The sequence below is a fragment of the Alkaliphilus serpentinus genome, assembly GCF_009017255.1.
Classification (GTDB): domain Bacteria; phylum Bacillota; class Clostridia; order Peptostreptococcales; family Natronincolaceae; genus Alkaliphilus_D; species Alkaliphilus_D serpentinus.
The window spans coordinates 15,813-28,640 of sequence record NZ_WBZB01000037.1; the positions used below are offsets into that span (position 1 = coordinate 15,813).

A 12,828-nucleotide genomic window follows, 5' to 3' on the forward strand; every position below is an offset into this window, starting at 1 on the left:
TCATGATTATTATTTGGTGTTTTAGTTCATATTATTCTATTACAGGACCAAGGATATTGCTTGTAATTTTAGCAAGGTTGTATGCATTAAAATCAAATTCCTTTTCCTTAACGGAAGATGATAAATACACAATTCCCTTCAGCTCACCATTATATAGTATCGGTGTAACGATTACAGACTTCCAATTGGGTGTGCCAGTGAAAATATCTATTTGACTGGCATCCTCCCAATCGATTAGATGTTCACCCTGTTTGGTTTGAATTACCCTTTCAATGAGCTTACTATTATAGTTCATTTCATTTAACCATGTATCTATAAAGCGTTTTCTACCATATTCTCCGGTAATAACACCTTCCTTTAAAGTAAATAGAATGCCTTCCTCTGCCTCAAGTATTTCAATGAGTCTTCCCAAAATGGTGAAAAATTTCTCCTCAGTGGTTCCGTATTCGGTAACCAGTTCTATGGCTTCTGCTATAACAAGAACGTTCCTCTGATCTTGTACGGTATTTCCCGTTACAATTCCTGCCAATTTATCAATCCTTTTATCTACAAAGCTGATTCCCTCTTCCCATAGAACCGACTGATTTCGTCCCTTTTCCTTAGCTGCATAGAGGGCTTGATCTGCCCTTTCTATTAATGAGTCCTTATTCATACCATCATGGGGGAAGCTGGAAATGCCACAGCTAATGGTTAAGTCTTCATCATCCCCTAAAAGCTTTGCCTCATGAATGCTGGTTCTAATCTTCTCAGCAACATTATATGCGTCCTCTTTAGTAGCCCCCGTCAACAAAATGATAAACTCTTCACCACCATATCTTGCTGGATAATCCGTTTCCCGGATATTACTGAGAATAATCTTACCTAGCTTAGCAAGAACCATATCACCTTTTTGATGGCCATAGGTATCATTGACTACCTTAAAGTGATCAATATCACACATGATTATTGAAAATTGCAGATCTCCTTCTATAGCATATTCCAATTCATCATTAAACACCTTTTCAAAATGTTTTCTAACATAGACACCAGTTAATTTATCGATGGAAGAAGATATTCTTAAATAGTAATTATTTATCATAACCCCGGCTAAGGGAACTAATTTAGCACATTCCCTTAAGGTTTCCTGGGAAAAATTATTAAAGATTTTATCGGTTTCCATGTATAGATATCCAATAATCTTCTCTTGATCAAGCCTTGAATCCCTTCGCAGGTTTGACTTAACCTGACTACTTCTAATCTTACTAACAATCGGTAAAACAATGAGGGCTCTTATATCCTTATGGCTTTCGCCACCATCCATTGGCTGAAGAACATTGTTTTCAATTAACAGACCACCTGAATGCATAGTAGATTTTTCTAGTAGATGCTGAATATCTTCAGGTAGAATCTTATTGCCAAAGGAAGCAATAACATCAAGCCCTGTTTCATTTACCCCCAAAAGAACTCCGCCTGTAGCCAGCACATGTTTACCGGCCAATTTCGTTAGCATATCAAGGTTATAGGTGACATCGTTGGTTAATGCCTCCATTAGCTGTTCTATATCTTCAACCTCTATTGGGAATAAACTTTTATATTGCTCAAAGGCCAGTTGATAAAAGGCAGGATTTTGGAATAAATCTTGAAATCTAGTAACATCAAAGAAATCATTAAAATCAAAGCCTTCTGCAATGATTTCCGGCAAGGCCTTAATATCAATAGCCCCCTTTGATATAGCCTTCTCCATAATCAGAAGCTGATGCTTTATTTTATACTTATCTTCCCTTAAAATATAGCTTTCTCTAAACTCATCAGGGGTTCTATTTAATAATAGCTGTATGATTTCCAACACAGTAAAATAGCAACTGGCGGCTCTATAGTAATCCTTTCTTTCTAAATAGGCTTCTGCAAGTCTCTTATAAACCTTCCATTTTACTTCCTTGTTATTTGTCTTAAGTAAAGGTATTAAGGTTTCCTCAAATATGGATATGATATTATTGGGTTGGTTAATCATTGCATCTAAAAAGATTCTTTGAATATGTAATGATTTATTATCATATTTATCAACCAATCCCTCATCTTCAGTTAATAATTCCTTTGCCTTTTCAAGGTCATTTAAATCATAGAAGAAGAAGGAGGCTTCTATTAGGGCGGCTCTATAATCCCTAATATAGGTTTTATTTTCATACTTACCAATAATATCTAAGAGAACCTTCAAGCTAGTAGAGTTATCCATATGATAATCTACATAAAATGCGGTTTTCTCCATTAATAGCCTATTCCTTTCATCCTTCTGGCTGGCCTCTTGGAAATAGCCTTCCAAGGATTCCTTTGCCTTTTTATAGTCCCCCATTTTCAGATAAAATTGAGCAGAGATCATTAGATAGTTTTCTTTATATAACCCACCCTCAGGATAGGTTTTAAGTAGATCCTTTGTCTTCATTAAGCAATTATAGGCAAGCTTATAGTTTCCAGTATGAATATAGCATTCAATAAGGTTGGTATATCCGATTATGCTGATGGTCTTCTCTTCATATTCTTGGGCTAGTGTTATATTCTTGCTTAAAACTTCAATTGCTCTATCAAACTCATGGTCCTGCATTAAAGAGTCGGCAATGTTATTAGATGCCGTTAAAATGTCATCAATACGATTAAACTTTATGGCAATATTTAGGGATTTGTTAAAATATTCCCTTGCTTTAACAGAATCCTGATAATAATCCTGTAAGATTGCACCGATGTTGTTGATGGGACGTACTGTATCCTGGGGCTTGTTTCCTTTTTCAAGGTGGATAACACTATTTTTAAAGCATGCCATCCCCATTTCAACATTGCCTTTATAAACATTAAAAACTCCCTTTTGGCTCATCATTAACCCGTAATAATCATCCAATCCTACCTTTTTTGCATATTCCAAGTATTCTTCAACAACCTTACCCAAATCGTCAATTCTCCCTGCAAACATATAGGCTCTACTTAATAAATAGGCAGCCTTTAAAATTCCATCCTCATACCTCAGTTTTTTGGCTTTTTCAAGGCAAACTTTAAATAAGTCCTCTGCTGCATTGATTTCATTTCTATTTAAATGGATATTTCCCATTTTGTTTTTAGTATCAACCACTACGAAGGGGTCATACTTTTCAGCAATTTTCACTGCCTGAATATAGTATTTTAATGCCTCAGTGTTTTTACCTTGACTTTGATTGGCATCTGCTATTTTAATCAGTAGCTTGTATCTTTTAATCTGGTCATTTACCCCTAACAACTTATAGCCACGATCATAAAAAACCATAGCCTGAGAATAAATTTTTAAATTACTCATACTATCTCCTGCAGCTATGCAATAGTCAATTGCTTTATCCCTTTGATCCGACTGCAGCAAGTGAAAAATTAACTCATCCTTATTCTCTCTGCCTTCTTTTTTATATAAGTACTCTAGGATATCGCTGGCATCATTATGGAGCTTAACTTTTCGTTCATTTTCGATGTTGTGGTAAATGTAGGTTTTTATGTTTTTATTATAAAAGCCATAGGTGTATCCCCAATCTTCTAGCTTTTCATTTAATATTTTTAACTGAGTTAGAAGTCCTAAATGGGAGGTGTAATCTTCTTCCTCTCTAATGATATAAGAGATAATTTCCTTTGAAACAGCTGTATTAAAAATTGAGATAACCTCTAGGATGTTTCTAGTAATTTCATCAAAATTATTCAGCTGTTTAATAGCTGCCTCATCTAGATTTTCTGGCAACTTCAAATTTGAACAATCATCAGTGGTTTTATGCCATGAGAAGCCCTTATGCCTATCACTATAATCCACAATAATGGCTTTTTGGGAGTATAGCTCCTTTATGGCACCCTCAATAAAGGCAGGAACACCATCGGCTTCCTTCATAATCCTTGTAGTAAAGTTTAATGGCTCTTGATTCCATCCTAAGATATGTTTAATAACCTTGGCGGTTTCTTCAATTGTGAGTCTCCCCAGCTTTATTTCTAAAGTAGTATCCTGCATAAGCCAAGTTGAAAGATAATTCTTGATAAGGCTGTTCTCTATCTCATCTCTATTAAAGGTTAAAGCTGTAATAATAGTAGCTTTTTTCAGTCTGCAGGTTTTAATAAAATAATCTATAAACTCATATACAGTATTGTCACCATAATGTACATCATCCATCGTAAGAACAGCTAGTTGAGTCCCTACTGATTCTATAATAAAATTAGACACACGATCAAAGAGCTTAAGGAGCTCTTTATCCTCAGGTAAAGGTCTTGAAGGAGTAATCCTTCTATTGAGTCCTATCTCTGGTAATATTTTAACCAATTCATCACAATATTTATCTATAATGGCATTGGGAGCTATACGCAAAACTTCTTTCAGGATCCTTGCAGCAACCTTATAAAAATCCTCTTCCTGATTTGAGATTGAGGCGTTAAATAATGAACAACCCATCCATTTCATCTTATATTTTATTTCATTTTGAATTCTGGTCTTTCCAATACCTTTATCCCCATGAATCAATACAAGATTCCTGTTGGTATCCCCGGTTAAATTCAATACCTTTCTTATTTCTAAATCTCTACCGATTATAGGTATTTTAAAATTGAGCTTTTCTAAAGATTCTTTCTTTTCGATGTTATAATCTAATTGGTATATTTCCTTTATCCTAGCATTTAACTCATGTATAGATTGATATCTTTCTGTAAAATCAAGGCTTGTCATTTTCATAAGGGTTTCAAAAAAAGCATTTTCCCATTTTAGCTGATCTATTCCTTTATCCTTCTTTGCCATGAGTTTATGGTATTGATGATCCTCATGGGAATACAGATAAAAAATAAATGCGCCAAGGGAATAAATATCTGTATAATAGCCCAATTCAATTCCATAGGTAATTTCTGGCGCACGACAATTTACCGTTAAATGTTCATGATACCTTTTGCTGATTTCATGTTTTTTAACGGTTATTAAATCCTGTAGCTTAACAGCTAATTTACCATTTATATAGTAAATATGAATGGTGTCTATAGACAGGTATTTATAGATAATTCCTTTAAAATGTAAATAGTCTAGTATATTAGCCAGTTGCTCGTAAATTTCAAGAATTTCTTCCTTAGTAAAGCTTTTCTTTCTACCTAGTATATTTTGATCTTCAATATATTCAGTAGTGTAAAAATACTTTCTTTCACTAATTTTTTTATCATCAATGGTTTCAATAATCCCATAACTAAATACCCTAAGAATATTATCATGATGATAGGCTGAAAATTCATAGAAGTTTTTACTGCAATAATCCACAAAATCCATTGTATGACTTGAGTAATTAATAACATATAAGGTGATTTTCTTGTTTTTTTGCATTAAGTCCAAAGCAACGAACTTATTATATAAGTTTTCTTGCTCCAATGACTCTTCAATCTTATATCTATTATTAATTAAATCCATGTCGCCACTTCCCTATTTCTATATATTTTAAAGGGTTTTTCCGTATATCATCTCTACTCCCTTTAGAATAAAATCCTTTTGCTGGCTATTAAGGTCCTTTAATAGTTCAGCAAGATAATTCCTTCTAACATGTAAAACCTCATTTATAATCTCGTGGCCCTTTTCTAACACCTGAATCCTTACCACTCTTCTATCCTTTTCATCCCGTTTTCTCTTTACCAAATCATTTTTTTCCATTCTATCAACCAGGTCAGTAATTGTACTGCAGGCCAAGAACATCTTATTGCTAAGTTCACCTATTGTAAGATTTTCCTCAAGAATTAAATACTGAAGGGCCATAAATTGAGGTGGGGTAATTTCAAAATCTGTTAAGATTTCCCTTCCCTTTTGCTTAATCATGGTACATAAATGTCGAAGCTCCTTCTCAAGCTCAATTACGGTTTCATCATATTTTATATCCTTCATAAAGACCTCCTATATCACTATTCGAAAATATTTATCCTTAGATTAAAATTCTAAGTATCATGTTAAAAATCCTTTTTTTTTATTACAAAATTTTTATAAACTTTACTTAAATCCATTAAATTATCCCTATACCGATATGAGTTAGATTTCCTATTTATGAAATATTTTATGTTTTTTAAAAGGTTTTTTTGATTAGATGTAGAATATATTTCACTTAAACCCATCAAGCTAGGGTAAGGAGGATAGATCATATGAATAAGTTTCGCCATATAGTGGGGAAGGAAAAGAAACTACTATCTATTACAGTAATCCCCAGTGAATCTAAAAATATTATACAATTTAACCTCCCTTATTGGCTACCAATTTTCTCAATTATATTAATCTTATCTTTAACCGCCGGGACAATCTTCTACTATAGAAATTTTAATGAGACGAATCAACAATTAACTTTAGCCAATAATACCATATTAAATTTAAAGATGGAAAACAACAATCAAGAAAACGAAATACATTTTTTAAAGAATCGTACTGCTGAAATAGAATCTAATTTGGTGGAGCTTTATGATCTTCAAAGTAGAGTTTACAATTTGGTTGGTTTAGAAGCTGAAGCCTCTGAAGCAACAGATTCATCTAAAGATAATGAAGGAACTGAATCTTTTATTCTTGCTTCACGATCAGCCACTAGAGATCCAATATTTAATACCAGCAATGATGACGAAAATATCATTCTAGATGATTTAATAGAAAAACAGAAGAAAAATATGCAAAAGCTTATCGTTGATGTAGAAGAACAATTAAAATATATTGACTCTTTACCCAACCTGGTGCCTACAAAGGGGAAGATTTCTTCAGGATATGGGTATAGAATATCTCCAATAAACCGAAGAAGAGAGTTCCATTCAGGAGTAGATATTGCCAATAAAACCAACACAGAGATTCTTGCAGCAGGAAGTGGAATAGTAACCTTCGCAGGATATAATGGAGCCTACGGCAGAATGGTTATTATATCCCACGGATATGGTTACACCTCCGTTTATGCCCACAATTCTTCCATTCTTGTTAAGGTTGGAGATAAGGTTATTAAGGGTGATACGATTGCTAAAATGGGAAGTACCGGTAGGAGTACCGGCCCTCACCTTCATTTTGAAATAAGAGAAAACGGCGTTACTTTAAACCCCGTAACTTTATTAGAAGATTTATAAAGGAGGATGTAAATGTTGGGAAAAAAGCAGGAGGTTCAATATACCAAATTTAATACACTAATAGGAGCTGAGTGTAGCTTCGAAGGACGACTAAATATTAAGGGCACAATTCGTGTAGAAGGAGAATTTAAAGGGGAAATAAATATTGATGGGAACCTTTATATTGGCGAGTCTGGAAGAATAATAGGGAACATCAATAGCACCAATGTCTTCGTAGCCGGAACTGTAGAGGGCAACGTAAATGCTTCAGGCCAACTGAGGATTGCCTCCAAAGGGAAGCTTTTCGGTGATGTAGATATCAGCAATTTTATTCTTGATGAAGATGCTATTTTTGAAGGAAGCTGTAAAATGAAAAGAAATGGTATTCCTGCTAAGGAAGAAATAAGAGACTAAGAAAAGACACTATTAGTGTCTTTTTTTATATGCTATATATTTTTAAAATCCATAGGAACAATCATTGGGATGGCTTCTTGAATAACCTTAAAGGTCATAGGAAGGGTTCCTCCCATTTCTCCATCAATATCTATATTAATCTTCTCTTTGCTCATAATTCTGAACTCCTTAACGTGTAAGTAGGTAATATTATTATGACTTACATGATTACCCTGTAGCATCAAAAAGAAAAGATTAGCAGCATCAATAATATGGCTGTTTTCAACAAGTATTAAGTCCATGAATCCATCATTAATCTTGGCTTCTGAGGCAATTCTTTTAAAGCCCCCAACATGGGTACTGTTGGCCAGCAGAAAGAATAGAATATCCTTTTCTTCCGTTAGCCCACCAACCTTCAATTGTATCTTTAGGGATTTAAACATTTGCTTAGGAAAAACCTTAATACCTTCAAAATAATAAGCAAATTTTCCAAGAACAGTCTTTGCATCAGAAGAAACATAATGGGCTACATCTGTTAGTAACCCTCCTGCGGCTACATTTAGAAAATATCGATCTCCTGCCAAACCAATATCTACATCAATTACTCTACCCTCATAAATCATCTCTGCAAAACGTCTGATATTCCTTGGGATATTTAAATGGCAGCCAAAATCATTCACTGTACCAGCAGGATATATTGCCAACTGAATTTTTTGGCCACTCTCCATTATGCCATTAACAACCTCATTGACGGTACCATCTCCACCAGCAGCAACTATTAGATCGTAATTTCCCATAGCAGTTTTATAAGCGATTTCTCTACCATGATTCTTTCCTTCTGTTGCTTCCTTATCAACAATAAACTTGAATTCATTTGTAAGGATATCCTCAAGTTCTGGTATCGTTTTTCGCAGTGCCCTTCTACCCGAATCTGGGTTATAAATAATCTTCACTCTTTTCATTGTCCCCACCCCATATACTCAATTATAAAATCGGTTTAATAATAGGCTCTTTTCTTTTAGGAGCTTGGTTATCTAAATATTCATCTATGATTCTACTCAGTCTCTTTATCCCAGCTTCTATTTGACTTTGATTGACGGAAGCAATACTGAGGCGAAAATAACCATCATCTTTATTGTTTATAAAAAACAAACTCCCTGGTGCCAGGGCAATGTTTTCTGTCTCTGCCCTGCTGTGTAGCTCAATAGCACTAAATCCCTTGGGAAGCTTAAACCAAAAATTAACTCCCCCACTTGGAATATTTACTCCAACGTCCTTTGAAAGATATTTTTCAATAGCCTTTACCATTGTTTTAAATCTTTCTTGATACTTTCCTTCCATATAAAGGAGGTGTTGTTGCCATATTCCCCTCCTTAGATATAATTCAAAGGCCCTTTGCAATAGTCCCGAGGTAGATATATCTGTTGCATGCTTTGCAATTAGCAGATTTTCGTTAAAAATAGAAGGAATAACCAAAAAACCCAACCTTAAGCCTGGCATAAATATCTTTGAAAAGCTTTTTACATAGATCACCTGTTGATGAAGATCAAGGGCCTTTAAGGTTATATTATTCTCATCGTTAAAATTTAACTCACTAAGATAGTCGTCCTCAACTATATACACACCCTCCTCTTTGCAAAGCTTTAATAGGCCTTCCTTTTTCTCCATGCTATAGGATATTCCTGTAGGATTTTGAAAATTCGGCATTAAATAAATCAGCTTCGGATGATAGAGTCTGATTTTCTTTTCTAAGGTCTTCAAGTCCAAGCCGTCCTGCTGCAAGGGTATATCAATCATTCTGGCCCCTCTGGAGTGAAAGGCTGCCATTGCTCCAGTGTAGGATGGACTTTCTACAAAAACATAGTCACCATAATTTAAGAGGGCCTTAGAAATAATATCAATTCCCTGTTGAGCACCTGAAATGACTTGAATATTTTCGGCATCTGCATAAATCCCATAATGCTTTATATATTCTACCAATATTTGCCTTAATGGATAATAGCCCTTTCCCTCTTGATAATCAAAGGCAAAGCCCTTATCCCTATCCAAAACCTCGTTTAATACTTCCTTAAACTCGTCTATGGGAAATAGCTCAGCCGATGGAGTACCACTGGCAAAATTAATCATATTTTCATCAATTTTTACACGACTCTGGCCAACTGTAACCGTCTGATATTCTATTTCTTTGTAAAGCTGGGAAGGCCTTCTATCAATAAAATCCTTAATATACTCTTTTGATATAAAGGTACCACTGCCAATCTTTTTGTAAACCAATCCCTCCTGCTCTAGAATTTCATAAGCCTTCACAACAGTTATATTGTTAACAGCTAATAGGTTTGCCATTTTCCTAACTGGAGGTAACCGATCTTCTTCACCTAACTGTCCTCTAAGAATCATGTTTTTAATCTCTTTATATAGTTGTATGTATAAATGTTGATCCTTATCTTTATCGATAACAATGTCCTTAAAGGATTTCATCGGTTTCACCTCAAATAGAAGCTTAATGAGTAATTATTAATTAGTAATTTCAAAAGACTAATTAGAAATTAGAGATAAAAGTATATAGCGCAATGTTGAATGTTGAATGTTGAATTGATGAAGAAATTTGACTGAAGCAAATTTCCACAGTACTTATTCTCTATTAGTTATTCACTATTCACTAGAATTTTCTTATATCAAATTCCTAACTAAGTGGCTGACACCAAAACAAGTTTCGGGTCATAAAAAAATTATTTTAGATGAAGTTAGCTAATTTGATATAAAATACGAAATTAAATATTTGAAATTTTACATCAAATTCCTAACTAAGTGGCTGACACCAAAACAAGTTTCGGGTCATCCACTTAATTATACCAAAGAATCCTTGAAAAATAAATCGAAATAAGAAAGAGGCACGTTCTGTGCCCCATTTTATTGTCTTCTATATTTGTCTGATAATCTTTGTAGCTGTCTAGCCTGCTCTCCACTGAGTTCTGCAAATTCTTTAAAGTATTTAGCTACCTCCTGATCATCGGTATTTTTAGAGAACATCTCAAAATCTCTAACCATCTCCTGTGCATCCAATAGCTTCTTAGTAATCATATCTCTAGTGTCCATATTCACATCCAACACCTCCTTTGCTTTAATAATATTTTCCCTAACATATTTCTAAATATACCGCTGTATGTCAATTTTCACGTAATCTATATTAATCCAAGGGTGAGATTCTACTCAGTTTTATTCTATGAATTTCCTCAATATACTCATTAAGGATTTCATAAGCATTTTCTTCATCTAGGGCCTTAAACAATGCTTCTGTTTCAAAGAACCTCTTAGGAAAGGTTATGTCCTTATAGGAAAATCCCATTCTTTCCTTTAATATCATCTTTTCTAAAAAGGTTCTTAAGCCAATTTCATGTAATTCCTCTTTAGATATCTTTATACCAATTGAATTAAGAGCATTCTTTATTGTATCAAAGTCATATACCTTCCTGGCGAACAAACATATAACCAAGCTATTTAGAAGATTTCTTTCAATTTCCTCTTGTATCAGCTTTTTAACAATTTCCTTTGAATCTAAGGAATTTATTTCTTGGTCTATGCTATAGCCACCATTGTCTAGATGAGAATGACGGGCCCCTACCGCTTGGCCCAATAGATTGCCATATCCAGTATGATAACCAGCCACTTCATTTTTAGCTAGCACCATTCCGTAATCCTGTCCACCATAGTGGGAAGTAAGGCTATGGGTACCCTCTGCCGCCCTTTTGTAAAACTCATTTGGTTGGATAACAATATTCTCAATGATTTTTAAGTAGCCTTCCTTTTTCCCAAAGGCTGGAGTGGTCAATAGCATCTTAGCATCCAATAGTCCCCTTTGATAGGCCTCAGTTATCCATGCCATTAATACTCCCGAAGTAATAGCATCTAAACCCTTCTTCTCAACAGCCTCTATTAATTCTAAAACTTCCTCACCCCTTGCTATTCCCAGCATTGAACCAAGGGAGTATATAAGCTCATGATCATAGGCTACAGCTGTTGAGTGATATTCATGGGGCTCACCAAATTTCTTTCTTCTTATGGCTATATGGATACATCCGATGGGACAACCACTGCAGGCAAGCTTCTTTATCAAATGCTTTTTAGCAAAATACTCTCCAGTAATTCTACTACACCTGTTGAATTGACTTTTTTGAAAGTTAAAGGTTGGTAATCCTCCCATTTCGTTTAGGGCCTTGATGTTTATGGAGGTTCCTATACCATGATACTTTTCCATTACATCAGTGTCTATGACCCTTTTTGCAATTTCTTTATACACCCTTTTGTACTCCTTAAGATTATCAACTTCCCTACCCCTAGCACCTTCTACAATGATGGCTTTTATATTTTTGCTTCCCAGCAGACATCCAAGACCCAATCGCCCAAAATGTCTATAGCTATCGATGGTTACATTGGCAAATTTAACTCCCTTTTCACCGCCATCTCCAATAACCATAATAGATCGCAAACCCCGCTTCCCCTCTTGATCATGCAAAAGCCGAGTGGTCTCATCGGTATCAAGGCCCCAAAGAGACTTAGCATCTAAAAATCTTACACCTTTATCGTCAATGTGAAGGATACAGGGGGCCCCTCTCCTTCCCTTAATCACAATTCCATCTAAACCAGCCAGTGCCATAGCCATGGCTAAACGCATACCTCCATAGCTTTCTCCCAGCTCACCAGTTAAGGGGGATGTAAACATACTGCAAACCTTGGTGACAACAGGAAATATTGTGTTCAGTGGTCCCTTAGTAAATATAACTGGTTGATTATTGACAAGGGGGTCCTCCTCTATAAGACAGTTTTCCTTCAACAATTCTGTTGCTAGGGCAACGCCTCCAAGATAAGAGGATAAATCCCCTCTACGATCAATTTTATGAGTACCCTTTTCCAAGTCTATATACATAATTTCAGGATCCATCATCTCACCTCCATCTTGATCACCTGGTGGGGGCAGCTCTCCACACATAAACCACACTGTAGACAGGGTATGGCCCTTTTATGATCTTTATCATAGGCTATTGCCGATATTAGACATGCATCAATGCATTTTTTACAGCCATTGCATTTATCCTGATGAAATAGGACACCACCACCATCCCTGCTGGTGAGGGCATTGGTAGGGCATGCTTCTACGCATTGTCCGTCCTGACAGCCTCTACAGATGTCTATTACAACCCTCCCTTGGTACCCTCCACTGGCCTTAACTCGAATGGCACTTTTTAGGAGGGAAAAATCCCTATGGACTAAGGTTGAACAGGCGATCATACAGGAATAACACCCTATACATTGGGCTAAATTTTTAATTTGTAAGATCTTTTGAGGCCTGGTTTCCTCCATAATATCGTCTCCTAGCCTTTA

9 protein-coding genes are annotated in these 12,828 nt (G+C 35.3%); 2 read left to right on the top strand and 7 right to left on the bottom strand.

Translation table 11 applies throughout. From position 1 onward, the window contains the following. Positions 1-31: 31 nt before the first annotated feature. Both F8153_RS10225 and F8153_RS10230 read right to left on the bottom strand, forming a co-directional pair. Positions 32-5,410: a diguanylate cyclase gene (locus F8153_RS10225; RefSeq protein WP_151866266.1), complete on the bottom strand. Its 5,379-nt coding sequence runs from the start codon at positions 5,408-5,410 to the stop codon at positions 32-34. A 27-nt stretch (positions 5,411-5,437) separates the two neighbouring features. Further along, positions 5,438-5,875: a MarR family winged helix-turn-helix transcriptional regulator gene (locus F8153_RS10230; protein WP_151866267.1), complete on the bottom strand. Its 438-nt coding sequence runs from the start codon at positions 5,873-5,875 to the stop codon at positions 5,438-5,440. 251 nt (positions 5,876-6,126) lie between these two features. Between F8153_RS10230 and F8153_RS16580 the strand changes: the two genes are divergently transcribed. After that, positions 6,127-7,077, top strand: a complete 951-nt coding sequence (locus F8153_RS16580) for a M23 family metallopeptidase (RefSeq protein WP_151866268.1) — start codon at positions 6,127-6,129, stop codon at positions 7,075-7,077. Between the two features lie 12 nt (positions 7,078-7,089). Then, positions 7,090-7,470 carry a bactofilin family protein gene (locus F8153_RS10240; protein WP_151866269.1) on the top strand — a complete coding sequence of 127 codons (381 nt, stop codon included), beginning with the start codon at positions 7,090-7,092 and terminating at the stop codon, positions 7,468-7,470. A gap of 32 nt (positions 7,471-7,502) precedes the next feature. Here F8153_RS10240 and F8153_RS10245 read toward each other — a convergent pair whose 3' ends face one another. From F8153_RS10245 to F8153_RS10265, 5 genes are all read right to left on the bottom strand, one after another. Beyond that, entirely contained in the window at positions 7,503-8,411 is a 909-nt protein-coding gene (locus F8153_RS10245; RefSeq protein WP_151866270.1) for a diacylglycerol/lipid kinase family protein, read from the bottom strand. 22 nt (positions 8,412-8,433) lie between these two features. Next, entirely contained in the window at positions 8,434-9,927 is a 1,494-nt protein-coding gene (gene pdxR, locus F8153_RS10250) for a MocR-like pyridoxine biosynthesis transcription factor PdxR (RefSeq protein ID WP_151866271.1), read from the bottom strand. A 432-nt stretch (positions 9,928-10,359) separates the two neighbouring features. After that, positions 10,360-10,545, bottom strand: a complete 186-nt coding sequence (locus F8153_RS10255; protein ID WP_334296304.1) for a hypothetical protein — start codon at positions 10,543-10,545, stop codon at positions 10,360-10,362. 91 nt (positions 10,546-10,636) lie between these two features. Beyond that, positions 10,637-12,388 (bottom strand): aldehyde ferredoxin oxidoreductase C-terminal domain-containing protein, encoded by a 1,752-nt coding sequence (locus F8153_RS10260; RefSeq protein WP_243136948.1) that lies wholly within the window; start codon positions 12,386-12,388, stop codon positions 10,637-10,639. Continuing rightward, a complete protein-coding gene (locus F8153_RS10265; protein ID WP_151866274.1) occupies positions 12,388-12,807 on the bottom strand; it encodes a 4Fe-4S dicluster domain-containing protein in 420 nt (139 codons plus the stop codon). The genes F8153_RS10260 and F8153_RS10265 overlap by 1 nt, the downstream gene beginning before the upstream one ends. Between the last annotated feature and the right edge of the window lie 21 nt (positions 12,808-12,828).

Coding starts and splice junctions, on each gene's coding strand:
- F8153_RS10225 (WP_151866266.1), bottom strand. CDS start 5,410: ATGGATTTAATTAATAATAGATATAAGATTGAAGAGTCATTGGAGCAA.
- F8153_RS10230 (WP_151866267.1), bottom strand. CDS start 5,875: ATGAAGGATATAAAATATGATGAAACCGTAATTGAGCTTGAGAAGGAG.
- F8153_RS16580 (WP_151866268.1), top strand. CDS start 6,127: ATGAATAAGTTTCGCCATATAGTGGGGAAGGAAAAGAAACTACTATCT.
- F8153_RS10240 (WP_151866269.1), top strand. CDS start 7,090: ATGTTGGGAAAAAAGCAGGAGGTTCAATATACCAAATTTAATACACTA.
- F8153_RS10245 (WP_151866270.1), bottom strand. CDS start 8,411: ATGAAAAGAGTGAAGATTATTTATAACCCAGATTCGGGTAGAAGGGCA.
- pdxR (WP_151866271.1), bottom strand. CDS start 9,927: ATGAAATCCTTTAAGGACATTGTTATCGATAAAGATAAGGATCAACAT.
- F8153_RS10255 (WP_334296304.1), bottom strand. CDS start 10,545: ATGGACACTAGAGATATGATTACTAAGAAGCTATTGGATGCACAGGAG.
- F8153_RS10260 (WP_243136948.1), bottom strand. CDS start 12,388: ATGGATCCTGAAATTATGTATATAGACTTGGAAAAGGGTACTCATAAA.
- F8153_RS10265 (WP_151866274.1), bottom strand. CDS start 12,807: ATGGAGGAAACCAGGCCTCAAAAGATCTTACAAATTAAAAATTTAGCC.